The sequence below is a fragment of the Pseudomonas laurylsulfatiphila genome (genome assembly GCF_002934665.1).
Lineage (GTDB): Bacteria > Pseudomonadota > Gammaproteobacteria > Pseudomonadales > Pseudomonadaceae > Aquipseudomonas > Aquipseudomonas laurylsulfatiphila.
In genome coordinates, this window is record NZ_NIRS01000009.1 from 242,832 (window position 1) to 260,072 (window position 17,241).

20 protein-coding genes and 4 tRNA genes are annotated in these 17,241 nt (G+C 59.5%); 15 read left to right on the forward strand and 9 right to left on the reverse strand.

Going from position 1 to position 17,241, the window contains the following annotated elements:
- Positions 1-97: 97 nt before the first annotated feature.
- Entirely contained in the window at positions 98-1,045 is a 948-nt protein-coding gene (ispH, locus tag CD175_RS29250) for a 4-hydroxy-3-methylbut-2-enyl diphosphate reductase (RefSeq protein WP_015096888.1), read from the forward strand.
- Here ispH and CD175_RS29255 read toward each other — a convergent pair.
- Entirely contained in the window at positions 1,014-1,553 is a 540-nt protein-coding gene (locus tag CD175_RS29255) for a GspH/FimT family pseudopilin (protein WP_104451402.1), read from the reverse strand. The two genes, ispH and CD175_RS29255, sit on opposite strands and share 32 nt — an antisense overlap.
- 124 nt (positions 1,554-1,677) lie before the next feature.
- On the opposite strand from CD175_RS29255, the gene CD175_RS29260 reads away from it, so the two are divergent.
- From CD175_RS29260 to thiO, 7 genes are read left to right on the forward strand one after another with little or no spacing between them, the layout of a single operon-like run.
- Complete coding sequence (locus tag CD175_RS29260; protein WP_104451403.1) at positions 1,678-2,151, forward strand: GspH/FimT family pseudopilin; 474 nt, start codon at positions 1,678-1,680, stop codon at positions 2,149-2,151.
- Positions 2,148-2,597 carry a type IV pilus modification protein PilV gene (gene pilV / locus CD175_RS29265; RefSeq protein ID WP_104451404.1) on the forward strand — a complete coding sequence of 150 codons (450 nt, stop codon included), beginning with the start codon at positions 2,148-2,150 and terminating at the stop codon, positions 2,595-2,597. The genes CD175_RS29260 and pilV overlap by 4 nt, the downstream gene beginning before the upstream one ends.
- On the forward strand, positions 2,594-3,301 hold the full coding sequence (locus tag CD175_RS29270; protein WP_104451405.1) for a PilW family protein: 708 nt from the start codon (positions 2,594-2,596) through the stop codon (positions 3,299-3,301). Before pilV ends, CD175_RS29270 begins: the two co-directional genes overlap by 4 nt.
- 10 nt (positions 3,302-3,311) lie before the next feature.
- On the forward strand, positions 3,312-3,791 hold the full coding sequence (locus CD175_RS29275) for a pilus assembly PilX family protein (RefSeq protein WP_104451446.1): 480 nt from the start codon (positions 3,312-3,314) through the stop codon (positions 3,789-3,791).
- A 58-nt stretch (positions 3,792-3,849) separates the two neighbouring features.
- On the forward strand, positions 3,850-4,191 hold the full coding sequence (locus CD175_RS29280) for a hypothetical protein (protein WP_240629035.1): 342 nt from the start codon (positions 3,850-3,852) through the stop codon (positions 4,189-4,191).
- Between the two features lie 14 nt (positions 4,192-4,205).
- Complete coding sequence (locus CD175_RS29285; protein WP_104451407.1) at positions 4,206-4,607, forward strand: type IV pilin protein; 402 nt, start codon at positions 4,206-4,208, stop codon at positions 4,605-4,607.
- A 56-nt stretch (positions 4,608-4,663) separates the two neighbouring features.
- A complete protein-coding gene (gene thiO, locus CD175_RS29290) occupies positions 4,664-5,764 on the forward strand; it encodes a glycine oxidase ThiO (protein WP_104451408.1) in 1,101 nt (366 codons plus the stop codon).
- Positions 5,765-5,855: 91 nt separating this feature from the next.
- Here thiO and CD175_RS29295 read toward each other — a convergent pair whose 3' ends face one another.
- From CD175_RS29295 to CD175_RS29310, 4 genes are all read right to left on the reverse strand, one after another.
- Complete coding sequence (locus CD175_RS29295) at positions 5,856-7,193, reverse strand: sigma-54-dependent transcriptional regulator (protein WP_104451409.1); 1,338 nt, start codon at positions 7,191-7,193, stop codon at positions 5,856-5,858.
- Positions 7,190-7,432: a hypothetical protein gene (locus tag CD175_RS29300; RefSeq protein WP_104451410.1), complete on the reverse strand. Its 243-nt coding sequence runs from the start codon at positions 7,430-7,432 to the stop codon at positions 7,190-7,192. The genes CD175_RS29295 and CD175_RS29300 overlap by 4 nt, the downstream gene beginning before the upstream one ends.
- A 105-nt stretch (positions 7,433-7,537) precedes the next feature.
- Positions 7,538-7,771 carry a PP0621 family protein gene (locus CD175_RS29305; RefSeq protein ID WP_104451411.1) on the reverse strand — a complete coding sequence of 78 codons (234 nt, stop codon included), beginning with the start codon at positions 7,769-7,771 and terminating at the stop codon, positions 7,538-7,540.
- Between the two features lie 199 nt (positions 7,772-7,970).
- Complete coding sequence (locus CD175_RS29310; protein ID WP_104451412.1) at positions 7,971-8,993, reverse strand: outer membrane protein assembly factor BamD; 1,023 nt, start codon at positions 8,991-8,993, stop codon at positions 7,971-7,973.
- Between the two features lie 151 nt (positions 8,994-9,144).
- Here CD175_RS29310 and rluD point away from each other — a divergent pair, with 151 nt between their 5' ends.
- The 7 genes from rluD to CD175_RS29345 all read left to right on the forward strand — a co-directional run bounded on the left by rluD (position 9,145) and on the right by CD175_RS29345 (position 14,239).
- On the forward strand, positions 9,145-10,107 hold the full coding sequence (gene rluD / locus CD175_RS29315) for a 23S rRNA pseudouridine(1911/1915/1917) synthase RluD (protein ID WP_007990414.1): 963 nt from the start codon (positions 9,145-9,147) through the stop codon (positions 10,105-10,107).
- Positions 10,104-10,829 carry a peptidoglycan editing factor PgeF gene (gene pgeF, locus CD175_RS29320; protein WP_104451413.1) on the forward strand — a complete coding sequence of 242 codons (726 nt, stop codon included), beginning with the start codon at positions 10,104-10,106 and terminating at the stop codon, positions 10,827-10,829. The genes rluD and pgeF overlap by 4 nt, the downstream gene beginning before the upstream one ends.
- A gap of 130 nt (positions 10,830-10,959) precedes the next feature.
- The gene (gene clpB, locus CD175_RS29325; RefSeq protein ID WP_104451414.1) at positions 10,960-13,524 is read left to right on the forward strand and encodes an ATP-dependent chaperone ClpB; all 2,565 of its coding nucleotides are present in this window, start codon (positions 10,960-10,962) and stop codon (positions 13,522-13,524) included.
- A gap of 300 nt (positions 13,525-13,824) precedes the next feature.
- Positions 13,825-13,900 (forward strand) — tRNA-Asn (locus CD175_RS29330).
- A 9-nt stretch (positions 13,901-13,909) separates the two neighbouring features.
- Positions 13,910-13,986 (forward strand) — tRNA-Pro (locus CD175_RS29335).
- 5 nt (positions 13,987-13,991) lie between these two features.
- A tRNA-Lys gene (locus CD175_RS29340) sits at positions 13,992-14,067 on the forward strand.
- A 95-nt stretch (positions 14,068-14,162) separates the two neighbouring features.
- Positions 14,163-14,239: transfer RNA gene (locus CD175_RS29345), tRNA-Pro, on the forward strand.
- A gap of 173 nt (positions 14,240-14,412) precedes the next feature.
- On the opposite strand, the gene CD175_RS29355 is transcribed toward CD175_RS29345, so the two are convergent.
- The 4 genes from CD175_RS29355 to CD175_RS29370 are packed head-to-tail and all read right to left on the reverse strand — an operon-like array spanning position 14,413 to position 17,149.
- Positions 14,413-15,711 carry an NAD(P)/FAD-dependent oxidoreductase gene (locus CD175_RS29355; protein WP_007970529.1) on the reverse strand — a complete coding sequence of 433 codons (1,299 nt, stop codon included), beginning with the start codon at positions 15,709-15,711 and terminating at the stop codon, positions 14,413-14,415.
- A gap of 60 nt (positions 15,712-15,771) precedes the next feature.
- Positions 15,772-15,945 carry a DUF3094 domain-containing protein gene (locus tag CD175_RS29360; protein ID WP_007970531.1) on the reverse strand — a complete coding sequence of 58 codons (174 nt, stop codon included), beginning with the start codon at positions 15,943-15,945 and terminating at the stop codon, positions 15,772-15,774.
- Between the two features lie 53 nt (positions 15,946-15,998).
- The gene (locus tag CD175_RS29365; RefSeq protein ID WP_104451415.1) at positions 15,999-16,526 is read right to left on the reverse strand and encodes an MOSC domain-containing protein; all 528 of its coding nucleotides are present in this window, start codon (positions 16,524-16,526) and stop codon (positions 15,999-16,001) included.
- The gene (locus CD175_RS29370; protein ID WP_007970534.1) at positions 16,523-17,149 is read right to left on the reverse strand and encodes a DUF1780 domain-containing protein; all 627 of its coding nucleotides are present in this window, start codon (positions 17,147-17,149) and stop codon (positions 16,523-16,525) included. Before CD175_RS29370 ends, CD175_RS29365 begins: the two co-directional genes overlap by 4 nt.
- Positions 17,150-17,241: the final 92 nt, after the last annotated feature.

Consider the following 17,241-nt stretch of genomic DNA (forward strand, 5'->3'; position numbering starts at 1 on the left):
GCCTTGTGGTGAACCCAGTGGCCCCATCGCTGGCAAGCCAGCTCCTACAGTAAGTTGCAATGATCCAATTTCCTGCGCGCAAGACACGAGGCACAGCATGCAAATCAAACTCGCCAACCCCCGTGGCTTCTGCGCCGGTGTGGACCGGGCGATCGAAATCGTCAACCGCGCCCTGGAAGTCTTCGGGCCGCCGATCTATGTTCGCCACGAAGTGGTCCACAACAAATTTGTCGTCGAAGACCTGCGCTCCCGTGGTGCGATCTTCGTCGAAGAGCTGGATCAGGTGCCGGACGACGTCATTGTGATCTTCAGTGCGCACGGCGTTTCCCAGGCCGTGCGCAGCGAAGCGGCTGGCCGCGGGCTGAAAGTGTTCGATGCCACGTGCCCGCTGGTGACCAAAGTCCACATCGAAGTGGCGCGTTATAGCCGTGACGGCCGAGAGTGCATCCTCATCGGCCACGCCGGTCACCCGGAAGTCGAAGGCACCATGGGCCAGTACGATGCCAGCAACGGTGGCGCGATCTACCTGGTCGAAGACGAGAAAGATGTCGCGGCGTTGCAGGTGAACAACCCAGAAAAGCTCGCCTTCGTGACCCAGACCACCTTGTCGATGGACGATACCAGTCGCGTTATCGACGCTCTGCGTTCGCGCTTCCCGGCCATCGGCGGACCGCGCAAGGACGACATTTGCTACGCCACGCAAAACCGTCAGGACGCGGTCAAGCAACTGGCCGACGAGTGCGATGTGGTGCTGGTGGTCGGCAGCCCGAACAGTTCCAACTCCAATCGCTTGCGCGAACTGGCAGAGCGCATGTCCACTCCGGCCTACCTGATCGACGGTGCCGAAGACCTGCAAAAGAGCTGGTTCGACGGCGTCGAGCGTATCGGCATCACCGCTGGCGCATCCGCCCCGGAAGTCCTGGTGCGCGGCGTGATCCAGCAGTTGCAGGCCTGGGGTGCCACTGGTGCCGATGAACTGGCCGGTCGCGAGGAGAACATCACGTTCTCGATGCCTAAAGAACTGCGCGTTCGCTCGTTGCTCTGAATCTAGTCCTTTTTTCGCATAACGCCTCCTCAGCCTTGTCGTTGCGCAGGCTGACGCGACCGGTCCGTGCCAACACCACTTGGTGTTGGCTTACCGGCTCGCGAACGGCGCAAATGTGTAACGTTCCTCCAATCAGTGCTTCGCCCTGACCTCTGAATCGGATTGAGCTTTCGACCGAACCGTTCCCCGCAATCGACACGCGTGCGCTGCTCTGGCGTTCGGCCAACAATGGATTGTCGCTGTCCATCTCCCCCTTGCCGCTGATATCCAGGATCATCCGCCAGCCTTGGCTCCAGTCGCCATTGATGCCGTGAATCACCACGGCCTGGTTGCGGACGATGGCTTCGCTCCGAGCGGTGCGAATACCACTGAAAAGAGCCTGCGCCGCTTGCTGTCTTTGGTTCGACTCGACCAGCGTTGCGAACGCCGGAGTAACCAGAAGCAGAACAATTCCTGTAATTGCCAGTCCCATGAACAGTTCGATCAGGCTGAAGCCGTGTTGCCGCATGATATTTCCCTCCGTGGCGTGCTGTGGCTCGCGCAATCCGTGCGCGAGAAATGGCGACGCACAGCATCGTTCGAACGTTGTGCTGCGCAACAGCAGGTATAGCCGAAGGAAACAGAAGGGCCCGATGGAGCATCGTACAAAAGGTTTCACGCTGATCGAGTTGCTGATCGCGCTCGCGATTCTTCTGATCCTGCTGACTATGGCCGTCCCGGCGTTTACCCGCTCGACTCAAACAACCAGGGCTGATACCGAAATCGCGGACCTGCGGCGAGCGTTGAATGTTGCCCGGCTCGAGGCCATCGATCGGGGCAATACCACGCGGGTGCGGCCGACAGCCGGCGGGGATGCCTGGAGTGGGGAGCTGGCGATTTACGACGGTACTGGCGCTTTGGCCAATGTATTGCGGTTTGTTCCGGCGATGAGCAACGGCGCAACTCTGGCGCTAACCTCTGGCGTCACTGCCATCGATTTCAACAGTCTGGGCGGATTGTCATCGCCGTCCTCGGAGGTGGTGATCAGCTATGGGCGGGGAGCACAAAGCAGGACGCTGACAGTGTGTTTGAACGGACGAATTCTATTGGGTGGACGTTGCGGATGAAGGCAGGGATGCAAAGCTCGCAGGAGGGCATGACGCTGGTCGAAGTCCTGGTGGCGTTAGTCATTCTGGGAGTGGGGTTGCTGGGCGCAGCGGCGTTTCAGCTCAATGCGCTGAAGTACACGGACAGCGCGCGCATGACCAGTCAGGCCAGTTTTATCGCCTACGACATGCTGGACCGCATTCGTGCCAATGCCGTTGCGGACTACACCATTGCGCCTCCGGCTTCGGGCAATCCGGACGTTGCCCGGGATCAGGACCTCTTTGACTTCAACGCCAACATTGTCAGCTCACTCGGCGCCACCGCGACCGGCAGTGTCACCGTCAACCAGCAGGTGTACACCATCACGATCAACTGGGACGACTCACGGGCCGCGAATACCGCCGACTCGCGGCGCAGCTTCGTCCTGACCAGCCGCACAGCCGTCGATCCGGGGGCGACCCCATGACTCGTTGCAGCAAAGGCTTCGGCCTGGTCGAGTTGCTGATCGCCCTGGCATTGAGCCTGATCGTGGTGCTCGGCGTGGTGCAGGTTTTCATCGCGGCCAAGAACACCTATCTCAGCCAGAATGCGGCAGCGAACATGCAGGAGGATGCACGTTTCGTACTGAGCAAAATGATTAAGGAAATCCGCATGGTCGGGATGTTCGGTTGTCTGGAAACGATCATTGACTCAAGTCGACAACGTGATTTCCATGCCAGTCAGCAAACGCCGATCCTTTGGGACAACGGCGGCCGCCAGTTGACGCTGGTGATGTCGGATGTCGGCAGCAATGGCGACAAGCCGGACTGGACCGTGCTTTCTGATTGTAGAGCCCATTCGACGGCCTACAGTGAAGGTCGGACGCCAGCGGCAGGGCAGCAGGCATTTCCCATCCGGCGGCTGACTTACAGGTTCAGCAACAACCAGTTGCTCATGAAGGGCGGGGCCGCAGCACCCCAGGTACTGGTGGACAACGTCGGCGCTTTCGACGTGAGCTTCGGCTTGGCCAGTACGGCCACTGATCTGGCTGCATCCCGCTACAGCAGCAACCCGCCGGACCCCGCACTGATTCGTAGTGTTCGCCTGAGCCTGACCCTTATCGATCCGAGCCGCCGGGTGAGTGATCAAACCTTCAACGTGGTTGCCGCACTGCGCAACCGCTTGCCATGAGGGAATGCCATTGAATCGTTCTCCCATGACGTATTACACCCAGCGCGGCATGGCGCTGTTGGTCAGTCTGGTGTTCTTGCTCTTGCTGACGCTGATCGGTCTCTCCTCGATGCAGAACGCGACCCTGCAGGAAAAAATGGCCGGTAGCGTCGCCATGCGCAACCAGTCATTTCAGACTGCCGAAGCCGCATTACGGGTGGGCGAGAGTGGAGTGCAACGGGACAGTTATGCGTCACCTGTTTGCAGCGGCATCGTTCAATGTGCACCACCGTCCGAGTCCTCGACTATTACTGCAGCCGGTTTCAACGCCACTTCCGGAGTGACCTGGATTGCATCGGGCAAGGGCTTTTATGGCGTGCAAAACATCGGTGTCAGCAAGAATGCGGTGAATGTGCCAATCAATACCCAGGCGACCTTGTATCGGGTAACGGCAGTCGGCATCGCGGGGCATTCGCGCAGTGTGGTGGAGAGTATCTATGCGAAGTACTGAGCGACCTGCCAGGTTATGGTCACACCTGCTCGGCGTCGTTGTCGCGCTTGACCTGTCGATGTCGGCGCATGCAGCCACGCCAGCGGATTCGCCAGCGCTGAACCGGCCAACCTGTCTGGCGAATGGCAACTGGTACGGTTTCTATCATGGCAATCAGGGCTTGAAAGCCGTCTGCCTGAAGCTGCCCGAAGCGATCAGCGTTAAGATGCTCGACAGCAACGCCGATGGCGTGGTCGACAACCTCGACACGCTGTCCGATGGTGTGATCTTTGTCGGAGAGCATTCGACCCAGGATACCGGCAACAATGGCGGGATCGTAAACGATTCCACTGGCGACGATGCGCCGGGGATGGAAAAATCCGGCGGCAGCCGTCGCATCATGTGGCGACAAATACAGTAAGTGAGAGTTGAGGCATGCGTAGTTCCAACCGCGGTTTTACCCTGATCGAAATCATGATCGTGATTGCGATCATCGGGATTGTCATGACCATTGCCGCCCCGAGTTTCACCGAGTACCTGAACAAGGGCCGTCGCGCGGAAGTGGCTGGTCTGCTTTCGGAGCAGGCGCAGCTCCTGGAGCGTTTCTACTCGCAGAAAAATGTCTACACCGATGCGACAGGCCTCAGCGCCGGCAATGACTACTACAGCATCACTCCAGCCCTGACCGACCAGACCTTTCTGCTGACGGCGGTACGCAAGGCTGACTCAAGCATGGCCACTGACAAATGCGGTGATCTGACCATCACCAACACCGGTGTGCTCGGTATGGTCAATGCGAAGTCCGGCCTGACCAGCAAAGACTGCTGGGGGCGCTGAGTTTCCTTTTCGGGTGCCTTTTGCACCCTCTGTCTATTTAACGATTGGATCAGAACATGACCAGGCAACAGCAAGTGGTGATTGTCGGCGGTGGGGTGATTGGCTTGCTGACGGCCTTCAATCTCGCCTCCGAAGTGCAAAGCGTTGTGCTGCTGGATCGCTCGAACGTCGGTCAGGAATCGTCCTGGGCCGGTGGCGGCATCGTTTCGCCACTTTACCCGTGGCGCTACAGCCCGGCGGTCACTGCGTTGGCTCACTGGTCCCAGGACTTTTATCCACAACTGGGCGAGCGCTTGTTCGCCGCCACCGGTGTTGATCCTGAAGTGCATACCACCGGTCTGTATTGGCTGGATCTGGATGACGAGGCTGAAGCACTGGCCTGGGCTGCCCGGGAACATCGTCCGTTGAGTGCCGTTGATATCTCGGCGGCACACGACGCGGTGCCAGTGCTGGGCAGCGGTTTTTCCCGGGCGATCTATATGGCCGACGTCGCCAATGTGCGTAACCCGCGTCTGGTGAAGTCGCTCAAGGCTGCGTTGCTGGCGCTGCCGAACGTGACAATCCATGAGCAGTGCGAAGTCAGCGGGTTTGTTCGTGACGGCAGCAAAGTGGTTGGCGTGCAGACCGCCACCGGTGTTGTTCTCGGCGATCAAGTCGTTCTGACGGCGGGAGCCTGGAGCGGTGAATTGCTCAAGTGTCTTGATCTGACGCTGCCGGTCGAGCCGGTGAAAGGGCAGATGATTCTCTACAAGTGCGCGGCGGATTTCCTGCCAAGCATGGTCCTGGCCAAGGGCCGTTATGCGATTCCCCGGCGCGACGGACACATACTGATCGGCAGTACGCTGGAGCATGAAGGTTTTGACAAGACGCCGACCGGGGCGGCACTGGAAAGCCTGAAGGCGTCGGCGGTGGAATTGATCCCGGCACTGGCCGATGCCGAAGTGGTGGGGCACTGGGCTGGATTGCGCCCGGGATCACCCGAGGGCATTCCCTATATCGGCCCGGTGCCGGGGTTTGAGGGGCTCTGGCTCAACTGTGGGCATTACCGTAACGGACTGGTGTTGGCGCCGGCGTCATGTCAGTTGTTTGCCGATGTGATGCTGGGTCGTACGCCGATTATCGATCCGACGCCTTATGCGCCTGCTGGAAGACTTTGAACAAAACACAAAAGATCGCAGCCTGCGGCAGCTCCTACAGGAGGTACGCTCCCAGGTAGCCGCTGCCGCAGGCTGCGATCTTTTTAAAGCCTCAATCCAGCCCTAACTTCTTGAGCCTGTAACGCATCGACCTGAATGACAGATTCAACCGCTGCGCCGCCGCCGTGCGGTTCCAGCGGGTTTCCTCCAGGGCCTGGAGCAGCAGTTGGCGTTCGACGTTTTCCAGATAGGTGTCCAGATTGTCTATCCGGGTCAGGTCCGGCATTCCACCTTCAGCTGCGCAATTGCCTTCAGCCAGGCGCAGGTCACCGGCTTCGATCTGATTGTCCTCGCACAAGGTGTGAGCCCGTTCGAGCATATTTTCCAGCTCCCGCACATTGCCCGGGAAGCGATAGCTTTTCAGCGCATCGAGGGCTTGGGAGTGGAGTCTGGCTGCCTGTTGAGCCGTATCGGCGGCCAGGCGCTTGAGTATGTGGCTGGCCAGCATCTCGATGTCATCACGACGTTCGCGCAGGGGCGGCACCCGGAGTTCGATCACATTCAAACGGTAGTAAAGATCATGCCGAAATCGCCCAGCGGCGACTTCGGCGCCAAGGTCTTTGTGTGTGGCACAGAGAATGCGCACATCCACCGCCACTTCCTGTTGCCCACCGACGCTGCGTATGGCTTTCTCCTGAATGGCGCGTAGCAGTTTGACCTGCATTGCCAGCGGCAGGTCGGCCACTTCGTCGAGGAGCAGGGTGCCGCCGTGAGCGGTCTGGAACAGACCGGGTTTGTCTTCGATAGCGCCGCTGAAGCTGCCTTTGCGATGGCCGAAAAACTCGCTCTCCAACAGTTCCGAGGGAATTGCCGCACAGTTGATCGCAATGAACGGCTGCTTGGCGCGGGGGCTTTGATCATGGATCAGGCGCGCGACCAATTCCTTGCCACTGCCGGATTCTCCGCTGATGTATACCGTCGCATGACTGTTGGCCAGTTTGGTGATGTGTTTACGCAGGTTGCGCATGGGTAATGAGTCGCCCAGCAAGCGGCGATCGATGTCGACCCCGCGGGCAGGAAGCAGCAGGGCGCTGGTGACCAGTTCACGCAGGCGCGTAAGGTCCACCGGTTTGGTGAGGAAGTCGAATGCTCCGGCCTTGAGCACATTGATAGCGGTTTCGAGACTGGCATAGGCGGTGATCATCGCCACCTGGACGTGAGGGTGACGTTGCTGGATGTGCTGTACCAATTCCAGGCCGGTGCCATCCGGCAATTGCATGTCGGTCAGGCAGAGATCGAATGTTTCGCTTTTCAGCAGCGATTGCGCTTCGCCGACATTACGGGCGTTGAACGTCTCCAGTTTCATCCTTCCCAGGGTGATTTCCAGGAGTTCGCGTATGTCTGGTTCGTCATCGACGATCAAGACTTTTTGTCGTGGTCTCGTGTTCAAACTAGGTTCCGTCCGTGAGCAAAGGTCATGCAAAAGCAGCCGCTTTCCTGGCGTGCCTTGAAGTCTAGGCGGGACGGAATGCTTTCGCCCGGCTGGCCGGACAGATAAAGCCCCGGGCCCTTGATATACGGGGCGGGGTCTTCGTGATGGAGTATTTCCAGTGATTTCAGGTCAAGCCACGGCGGCGACATCGGCGCGCGGCGATGCAGGTGCAGGACGTTTTCGATTACCCGGTTCATTCGCAGAGAGTGGTCTTGAATAGTCTGCGTCAGACGTCACTCGATGCCTTTCAGTTCCTTGGGGGGCAGCGATAGTCCTCGATCGGCCGCCAATTCGGGAGCGTGTCAGCGGCCGCTGGAGTCCTTGTCCTGCTCGAGATGAGCCTGACTGCAATACCACCGTTGGTCGAGACTCAGCGCGTGGTCACGGGGCAGGTGAACGCCGCAATGGGCGCAGCGGACCATGGGCGCCGCTTCCCGTTCGGCAGGGGACCTGGGGGTGGAAGCCTGACCTTTGAATTTGCGCCAGAACCATACGGCAGCGGCAATCAGGGCAATCCAGAACAATAAACGAAGCATGGTGAGCTGCTTTTTGACTAGTGATTAGCTAGTTTAGCCAAGGACATGGCCAGCGCACAGCCTAATAGCTTATGTAGGAGCGAGCTTGCTCGCGATGGTCTAAGGACGACGCGTTTATTCAGACAAAGCGCGTTAACGTTGACGTCCATCGCGAGCAAGCTCGCTCCTACAAGTCTCCCTTTTTGCACAGCCCGAGGTGTCAGTCGAACACGCCGAAGGTCATGTAGCTGAACCACGAGCGGTCGCTGTTGTTGCCTTCCGCTTCGTGATTTTCTTCTTCGATCGCTTCGCCATTGCCATCTTTAGGCTTGAGTTCGGACGGAATCGCATCCTTGGCGTCCTGGAACTGCTTCTGTACGTCCTGGTTGGCTCGGGTTTCGCCCGGTGGCAGCGGCGGACGGGATTCGATCAGGCCCAGGGTCGCCTTGCTCAGCCACGAACGGTTGTCGGCTTCGGCCACGGTCGGCACGAACTGGCCGTCTACCAGCGTCGGGTGGTTCGGGTAGTTGAGCTTCAGGGTTTCCAGGCTGGTGGCAGCCAGTTCGTCCAGGTGCAGGCGCTGATAGGCCTCGGTCATCACCGCCAGGCCGTCGCCGACCGAAGGGGTTTCCTGGAAGTTTTCCACCACGTAACGACCGCGGTTTGCCGCTGCGACATAGGCCTGACGGGTCAGGTAGTAGTCGGCCACGTGAATTTCGTAGGCCGCCAGCAGGTTGCGCAGGTAAATCATGCGCTGCTTGGCATCCGGCGCGTAACGGCTGTTCGGGAAGCGGCTGGTCAGTTGGGCGAACTCGTTATAGGAGTCGCGGGCGGCGCCCGGGTCACGCTTGGTCATGTCCAGCGGCAGGAAACGCGCCAGCAGGCCAACGTCCTGGTCGAAAGAAGTCAGGCCCTTGAGGTAGTAGGCATAATCGACGTTCGGATGCTGTGGGTGCAGACGAATGAAGCGCTCAGCCGCGGACTTGGCCGCTTCTGGCTCGGTGTTCTTGTAGTTGGCGTAGATGAGTTCGAGTTGCGCCTGGTCGGCATAGCGACCGAACGGATAACGCGACTCCAGAGCCTTCAGCTTGGCGATGGCCGAGGTGTAGCTACTGTTGTCCAGGTCATTTTGAGCCTGTTGGTACAGCTCGACTTCACTGAGGTTTTCGTCTACGACTTCCTTCGATGAGCAAGCAGCGGTCAATGCGAGGATGGCGATCAGCAGCAGGTGTTTCACTTGCATGGCGGCTTGCGTCCCTATGACGGCCGCTGTCTTGGGCGTGGCCGTCCTGTTATGATGAGCGCCCCGTTGAAAAGCCTCGGGGCAAAAGACGCCGTATTTAACCACAAGCGCGCAGCCGAAACCAAAGGCTGTGCCGACGCCTAGTCTGAGCATGTCCGATAAAATTGAACTTCGCGCAGAGGTGCCGTCCGAATTGGGTGGCCAACGCCTCGATCAAGTCGCCGCACAATTATTCGCTGAGCACTCGCGCTCGCGCCTTTCCGCCTGGATCAAAGACGGCCGCCTGACTGTGGATGGGGCGGTTATCCGCCCGCGAGACATCGTCCATGGCGGCGCCATCCTTGAATTGACTGCCGAGCAGGAAGCTCAGGGCGAATGGGTCGCTCAAGACATAGCCCTGGACATCGTCTACGAAGACGACGACATCCTGGTGATCAACAAGCCTGCGGGCCTGGTGGTGCACCCGGCTGCCGGTCATGCCGACGGCACCTTGCTCAACGCCTTGCTGCACCACGTGCCGGACATCATCAATGTGCCCCGCGCCGGTATCGTGCATCGCCTGGACAAGGACACCACCGGTCTGATGGTGGTGGCCAAGACCATTCAGGCGCAGACGCAGTTGGTGACGCAGTTGCAGAGCCGCAGCGTCAGCCGGATCTACGAGTGCATCGTGATCGGTGTGGTGACAGCCGGTGGCAAGATCAACGCGCCGATCGGTCGTCACGGCCAGCAACGCCAGCGCATGGCCGTGATGGAAGGTGGCAAGCAAGCCGTCAGCCATTACCGCGTGCTCGAGCGCTTCCGCTCCCACACTCACGTGCGGGTGAAGCTGGAAACCGGTCGTACGCACCAGATTCGCGTGCACATGGCGCACATCAACTACCCGTTGGTCGGAGATCCCGCCTATGGCGGTCGTTTCCGTATTCCGCCGGCCGCCAACCCGACCATGGTCGAGTCGCTGAAGAACTTCCCGCGTCAGGCGCTGCATGCGCGTTTCCTGGAACTGGATCATCCGACCACCGGTAAGCGCATGAGCTGGGAATCACCGTTGCCGGAAGACTTCGTCTGGCTGCTGACGCTGCTCAAGCAAGACCGCGAGGCGTTCATCGGATGAGTGACTGGCTGATTCCTGACTGGCCTGCGCCGGCCGGGGTCAAAGCCTGTGTGACCACCCGTGCGGGCGGCGTCAGTGTGGCGCCGTTCGACAGCCTCAACCTCGGCGATCACGTCGACGACAACCCTGAAGCGGTTGCCGAGAATCGCCGTCGTCTCACCGAACATTTCTCCATTCAACCGGCCTGGCTGCAGCAGGTCCACGGCATTGTCGTGGCTCATGCCGATCCGGGCCGGGTGGACACGGCTGATGCCAGCTGGACATCAACGCCGGGTGTCGCCTGCGCAGCGATGACTGCGGACTGCCTGCCCGCGCTGTTTTGCGACCGCGCTGGCACCCGCGTCGCGGCAGCCCATGCCGGTTGGCGCGGGTTGGCGGCGGGTGTGCTGGAAGCCACGCTCGACAGCCTGGCGGTACCGCCTGCCGAGGTCTTGGTCTGGCTCGGTCCGGCCATCGGCCCGCAGGCCTTTGAGGTCGGCCCGGAAGTGCGCGAAACCTTCGTTCAGCAGTTGCCGCAAGCGGCAGAGGCCTTTGTACCGAGCCAAAACCCCGGCAAGTTCATGGCCGACATCTATATGCTGGCACGTCTGCGTCTCGCGGCTCGCGGTGTCACGGCTGTCTATGGGGGCGGTTTCTGCACCGTGACCGACTCACGCTTCTTTTCTTACCGCCGTGCGCCTCGCACTGGTCGGTTTGCCTCCCTAGTTTGGCTCGAACGCTAGACTTGTCTGATCTGCATCAACGTCACGACGCTTGAAACTCCCAGAATCGACCGCATCTATTGTGGTATCTGGCAGGTTTCTTCATTCAGGATGTTTTATAGGTCCGGCCTGCTCAAAAGGAAGGTGACCCATGCGTATAGACCGTTTAACCAGCAAATTGCAGTTAGCGTTGTCCGATGCCCAATCCCTGGCTGTCGGCCACGATCATCCGGCCATTGAACCGGCGCACTTGATGCAAGCCTTGCTCGAGCAGCAGGGCGGCTCGATCAAGCCGCTGTTGATGCAGGTGGGCTTCGACGTCAACAGCCTGCGTAAAGAGCTGACCAAAGAGCTCGACCAGCTACCGAAAATCCAGAACCCGACCGGCGATGTGAATATGTCGCAGGATCTGGCGCGCCTGCTCAACCAGGCCGATCGTCTGGCGCAGCAGAAGGGCGACCAGTTCATCTCCAGCGAGCTGGTGCTGCTCGCCGCCATGGACGAGAACAGCAAGCTCGGCAAGCTGTTGCTCGGCCAGGGTGTGAGCAAGAAAGCCCTGGAAAACGCGATCAACAACCTGCGTGGTGGCGAGGCCGTCAACGACCCGAACCACGAGGAAGCACGCCAGGCCCTGGACAAGTACACCGTCGACCTGACCAAGCGCGCAGAAGATGGCAAGCTCGATCCGGTGATCGGCCGTGACGATGAAATTCGCCGGACCATTCAGGTTCTGCAACGTCGTACCAAGAACAACCCAGTGCTGATCGGTGAGCCTGGCGTGGGTAAAACCGCCATCGCCGAAGGCCTGGCCCAGCGCATCATCAACGGTGAAGTGCCGGATGGCCTCAAGGGCAAACGTCTGTTGTCCCTGGACATGGGGGCGCTGATTGCCGGTGCCAAGTATCGTGGTGAGTTCGAAGAACGCCTGAAATCCCTGCTCAATGAACTGTCGAAGCAGGAAGGGCAGATCATCCTGTTCATCGACGAACTGCACACCATGGTCGGCGCCGGTAAAGGCGAAGGCTCGATGGATGCGGGCAACATGCTCAAGCCGGCCCTGGCCCGCGGTGAGCTGCACTGCGTGGGCGCCACCACGCTGAACGAATACCGCCAATACATAGAGAAGGACGCCGCTCTCGAGCGACGTTTCCAGAAAGTGCTGGTGGACGAGCCAAGTGAAGAAGACACCATCGCCATCCTGCGTGGCCTCAAAGAGCGTTATGAGGTTCACCACAAGGTGGCCATCACTGACGGCGCGATCATTGCGGCGGCCAAGCTCAGCCATCGCTACATCACTGACCGGCAGTTGCCGGACAAGGCCATCGACCTGATCGACGAAGCCGCCAGCCGCATCCGCATGGAGATCGACTCCAAGCCTGAAGTGCTGGACCGTCTGGAGCGTCGCCTGATTCAGCTGAAGGTGGAATCCCAGGCGCTGAAGAAAGAAAGCGACGACGCGGCGAAGAAGCGTCTGGAAAAATTGCAGGAGGAAATCGCTCGTCACGAGCGTGAGTACTCGGATCTCGAAGAAATCTGGAACTCGGAGAAAGCCGAAGTCCAGGGTTCTGCGCAGATCCAGCAGAAAATCGAGCAGTCCCGTCAGGAACTGGAAGCGGCCCGCCGCAAAGGCGACCTGAACCGCATGGCCGAGTTGCAGTACGGGGTGATCCCGGATCTGGAGCGCAGCCTGCAAATGGTCGACCAGCATGGCAAAAGCGAGAACCAGTTGCTGCGCAGCAAGGTGACTGAAGAAGAGATCGCCGAAGTCGTGTCGAAGTGGACCGGTATTCCGGTGTCGAAAATGCTCGAAGGCGAGCGCGACAAGCTGATGAAGATGGAAAGCCTGTTGCACCAGCGTGTGATCGGCCAGGATGAAGCGGTGGTGGCCGTTTCCAACGCGGTGCGGCGTTCCCGTGCCGGGTTGTCCGACCCGAATCGCCCGAGCGGCTCGTTCATGTTCCTCGGCCCGACCGGTGTCGGTAAAACCGAGCTGTGCAAGGCGCTGGCCGAATTCCTTTTCGATACCGAAGAGGCGATGGTGCGGATCGATATGTCCGAGTTCATGGAGAAACATTCCGTGGCTCGCCTGATCGGTGCGCCACCGGGCTACGTGGGGTATGAAGAGGGCGGTTACCTGACCGAGGCCGTACGTCGCAAGCCGTATTCGGTGATCCTCATGGACGAAGTCGAGAAGGCGCACCCGGATGTGTTCAACATCTTGCTGCAAGTGCTCGAAGACGGCCGTCTGACCGACAGCCATGGCCGCACGGTGGATTTCAAGAACACTGTGATTGTCATGACCTCCAACCTGGGGTCGGTGCAGATCCAGGAACTGGTCGGTGACCGTGAGGCGCAGCGTGCAGCGGTGATGGATGCGATTTCCAGCCACTTCCGGCCGGAGTTCATCAACCGGGTCGACGAAGTGGTGATCTTCGAGCCGTTGGCGCGGGATCAGATCGCCGGCATTACCGAGATCCAGTTGGGTCGTCTGCGTAGCCGCCTGACCGAGCGCGAGCTGAAGCTTGAACTCAGCCCCGAGGCCATGGACAAGCTGATCGCGGTCGGTTACGACCCGGTGTACGGCGCACGGCCGCTCAAGCGTGCTATCCAGCGCTGGATCGAGAACCCGCTGGCGCAGCTGATTCTGTCCGGTCGATTCATGCCGGGCGATACCGCTCACGGTGTGGTGGAAAACGACGAAATCGTCTTTGTCTGATCCATAACGGCAACAAAATCGAAAAGGCCTCGCATAACGAGGCCTTTTTTTCGTTAGGCTGTTGAACTCAAAGGAAAAGGCTTGTAAAGTGCGCCCCGCAGTCAGTCACCCGCCAGGGTTTCCGCTCCCCAAGCAGGAATCCAAAATAAGTTGCAAATCATTAACTTGAAAGCAATTTAGGGGGTTGACAGAGGTGCTGAAGATTGTAGAATAGCGCGCCTCAGACACACGAACGCAGCGATGCGAACGGGTCGAAGAGAACGCAGTAAAGTTTCAAAGTTGTAAATTGAAATGTGTAGTTCCGTGATAGCTCAGTCGGTAGAGCAAATGACTGTTAATCATTGGGTCCCAGGTTCGAGTCCTGGTCACGGAGCCAATTTCAAACCGGGGTATAGCGCAGTCCGGTAGCGCGCCTGCTTTGGGAGCAGGATGTCAGGAGTTCGAATCCCCTTACCCCGACCATATTTGGGTCGTTAGCTCAGTTGGTAGAGCAGTTGGCTTTTAACCAATTGGTCGTAGGTTCGAATCCCACACGACCCACCATTTTTGAAACCAGTTAGCGCTGGAATCGAATCTTAAGATCAGACGCCAAAAGCTCTGTTCGCAGAAGGCGCCTTTCGAAGGTGCCTTTTTTTTACCGGGGTATAGCGCAGTCCGGTAGCGCGCCTGCTTTGGGAGCAGGATGTCAGGAGTTCGAATCCCCTTACCCCGACCATACTAAAAATCCTCGTATCGAAAGATACGGGGATTTTTTTTGTCTGCGAGAAACCCGTAACACCGCAAAACCAATGTGGGAGCGAGCCTGCTCGCGAAAGCGGTGTGCCAGTCAACATTGATGCTGACTGACTCGACCTCTTCGCGAGCAGGCTCGCTCCCACAGGTTTTATATCAGTGAAGCTTCAGGCGTGGCTCGGTGCCGCGCCCGATCTTGCTGCCCAACATCAGCATCGCCGTGCGGAACGGGCCGTACAGCGCCATCTGGTGCATGCGGTACAGCGACACGTAGAACATCCGCGCCAGCCAGCCTTCGAGCATTACGCTGCCGGTGAGGTTGCCCATCAGGTTACCCACAGCCGAAAAACGCGACAGTGAGATCAGCGAGCCGTAGTCGGTGTACTTGTACTCCGGCAGGGGCTTGCCTTCGATGCGCAGTTTCAGCGATTTGGCCAGCAACGAAGCCTGTTGGTGAGCGGCCTGGGCGCGTGGTGGCACATTGCGGTCGCTGCCCGGTTGCGGGCAGGCGGCGCAGTCGCCGAAGGCGAAGATGTTCTCGTCGCGGGTGGTTTGCAGGGTCGGCAGCACCTGCAGCTGATTGATGCGGTTGGTTTCCAGGCCATCGATGTCCTTGAGGAAACCCGGCGCGCGAATCCCCGCGGCCCAGACTTTCAGGCTGGCCTTGATTTCGTTGCCGTCGGCGGTGATCAGGCTGTCGGCCGTCACTTCGCTGACCGCGGCATTGGTCATGACGTTGACCCCGAGTTTCTCCAGGGTTTTATGCACAGGTCCGCCAATCCGCTCCGGCAGCGCCGGCAGCACCCGTGGACCGGCTTCGATCAGGGTGATGTGCATGTTTTCCGGTTTGATCCGGTCCAGGCCATAGGCCGCGAGCTCATGGGCGGCGTTGTGCAGTTCGGCGGCCAGCTCGACCCCGGTGGCACCGGCGCCGACGATGGCCACGCTGATTTGTTCGACCGCGTCGGTCTGACCCGCGTGTGCGCGCAAATAGTGATTGAGCAGTTGCTGGTGGAAACGCTCGGCCTGTTTGCGGGTGTCGAGGAACAGGCAGTGTTGCGCTGCGCCCTGGGTGCCGAAATCGTTGGTGGTGCTGCCGACGGAGATCACCAGCGAGTCGTAAGGCACTTCGCGGGCCGGCACCAGTTCCAGGCCGGCTTCGTCATAGGTGGCGGCCAGCTGGATTTTTTTATTCGCGCGATCGAGCCCGCTCATGCGCCCCAGCTGGAACTCGAAGTGGTTCCATTTGGCCTGGGCGACATAGTTGAGTTCGTCTTCGGAAGAGTTCAGGGACCCGGCCGCCACTTCGTGCAACAAGGGTTTCCAGATGTGGGTCAGGTTCGCGTCGACCAGCATCACGCTGGCCGTACCGCGCTTGCCCAGAGTCTTACCCAGACGGGTAGCCAACTCCAGACCGCCGGCGCCGCCGCCGACAATGACAATACGATGGGACATGGGGATAACTCGCAAGGCTAAAAGAAATCGGTACGGTCAACCGCGCGAGCGCAAGGCAGCTCATAGCGTCAGGTAACTGATAAGTCGGCTCAACAGGCCCAGACCAATGGTCACTGCCAATACCAGTACAAGGAGCATCCACGGCCGGAAAGGCCGGCGCTCGACTTGGTGCTGGGACAACTGCAGGTACTCTTCGACATGCTTTTGGTCGTCGGGGTTCAGGCGGCTGGTCATATCGGGCCTCGTCAAAGGTAGACGTTGCTGAATGTGTAGAAGCTACAGTGTTTTTACCCTGGGTTGAACGCAGCATAGCCGCTGTCTGGTACGGGTTCGACGCTGACGATATCGTCCAGGCGAATGATTCCACTTTGTAACACCCGGGCAGTGATTCCGCCATGTCCGCGCACGGCCTGAAAGGTGCCGATGCCCAGGTTGCTTTCAAGGCGCGCGCAGGGTTGGCACCAGCCGGTGGTTTCGAACGTTGCCTGGCCAATCCGGAAGCGGCGGCCCTTGAGGCTGAATAGATTGATGCCACTGATAACGAGATTACGCCGCAGATCTTCAGGCCGGACCGGATGATCCTGTGCACGCCCCATCAGCGAACTGATCACCGCCAGATGTTCCCACTGAATCAGCGTGACCTGCCGCGCATTGCGCACGCCGGGGCGGGCGTGGTCGCCAGTCAGGCCGGCCTCCAGGCGCGCTTCCACGGCATCGAGTTCAAGCATCGTCGAGCGTGATTGCGGGCGCACGCCGATCCAGCGTACACGACCTTGTTGCGGCACCTCGGCGATCAGCGCCTGCAGCGGGCTCACAGGCTGATCCCGACGTCAAAGACAATGCTGCGCCCCAGGTTACTGCGCAAGAAGTCCGGTGCATCCGGGTGGGCGAACAGCACGCGGGCGAATGTCGGCCCAACCAAGGACAGCGAACGCCAGCCCTGGCGCAGGTACTCGGTCGGCGGTGGGAAATGGCTGTTGAGGTCCAGTACTTCGCGTTTGAGGCTGGCGAAGGCAATGATGTCCAGTTCACCCAGATCCATGCCGCGCTCTTTGTAGTTGTGTGCTTTTTTGCGCAAGGTCGGCGCCAATCGCAGCAAGAACTCGTTGGCGGGGATGCGTCGTGGCTTGGCCTCGCGGCGTACGAGCTGGCTCAGGGAAAACGCGCTGCGTCGGCGCTGCAGTTCGTCGCGCCATTCATCGTTGAGGCGTCGGCCCTCGTCGAGCACGAAGAACACCTCGAAACTGGCATCGCGAAACAAGACGTCCGGCGGCTCCCCGGCGGGGGCAAATTCGTCGGCGCGATAGGGAATGTTCAATCCTTGCAACAGGCGCTGGCACACCCAACGCTCACGCTCCCATTTGCGGGCATTGGACAGAAATGCGTTGGCTTGCTCGGCCGCGATGGTCAGCAGGCGTAAATAATCTGAGTCATCCATAGGCCCAAGCTTAGCGTTCAATTGCGACAAGCAGAAAGCGTTAAGCATCAATCAGCATCGCTGGGCACACGGAACGGGCGGTGTAGACTGAT

Coding starts and splice junctions, on each gene's coding strand:
- ispH (WP_015096888.1), top strand. CDS start 98: ATGCAAATCAAACTCGCCAACCCCCGTGGCTTCTGCGCCGGTGTGGAC.
- CD175_RS29270 (WP_104451405.1), top strand. CDS start 2,594: ATGACTCGTTGCAGCAAAGGCTTCGGCCTGGTCGAGTTGCTGATCGCC.
- CD175_RS29300 (WP_104451410.1), bottom strand. CDS start 7,432: ATGAACCGGGTAATCGAAAACGTCCTGCACCTGCATCGCCGCGCGCCG.
- CD175_RS29255 (WP_104451402.1), bottom strand. CDS start 1,553: ATGCGGCAACACGGCTTCAGCCTGATCGAACTGTTCATGGGACTGGCA.
- CD175_RS29260 (WP_104451403.1), top strand. CDS start 1,678: ATGGAGCATCGTACAAAAGGTTTCACGCTGATCGAGTTGCTGATCGCG.
- rluD (WP_007990414.1), top strand. CDS start 9,145: ATGTCCGATAAAATTGAACTTCGCGCAGAGGTGCCGTCCGAATTGGGT.
- CD175_RS29285 (WP_104451407.1), top strand. CDS start 4,206: ATGCGTAGTTCCAACCGCGGTTTTACCCTGATCGAAATCATGATCGTG.
- CD175_RS29355 (WP_007970529.1), bottom strand. CDS start 15,711: ATGTCCCATCGTATTGTCATTGTCGGCGGCGGCGCCGGCGGTCTGGAG.
- CD175_RS29360 (WP_007970531.1), bottom strand. CDS start 15,945: ATGACCAGCCGCCTGAACCCCGACGACCAAAAGCATGTCGAAGAGTAC.
- pgeF (WP_104451413.1), top strand. CDS start 10,104: ATGAGTGACTGGCTGATTCCTGACTGGCCTGCGCCGGCCGGGGTCAAA.
- clpB (WP_104451414.1), top strand. CDS start 10,960: ATGCGTATAGACCGTTTAACCAGCAAATTGCAGTTAGCGTTGTCCGAT.
- pilV (WP_104451404.1), top strand. CDS start 2,148: ATGAAGGCAGGGATGCAAAGCTCGCAGGAGGGCATGACGCTGGTCGAA.
- CD175_RS29305 (WP_104451411.1), bottom strand. CDS start 7,771: ATGCTTCGTTTATTGTTCTGGATTGCCCTGATTGCCGCTGCCGTATGG.
- CD175_RS29370 (WP_007970534.1), bottom strand. CDS start 17,149: ATGGATGACTCAGATTATTTACGCCTGCTGACCATCGCGGCCGAGCAA.
- thiO (WP_104451408.1), top strand. CDS start 4,664: ATGACCAGGCAACAGCAAGTGGTGATTGTCGGCGGTGGGGTGATTGGC.
- CD175_RS29310 (WP_104451412.1), bottom strand. CDS start 8,993: ATGCAAGTGAAACACCTGCTGCTGATCGCCATCCTCGCATTGACCGCT.
- CD175_RS29280 (WP_240629035.1), top strand. CDS start 3,850: ATGTCGGCGCATGCAGCCACGCCAGCGGATTCGCCAGCGCTGAACCGG.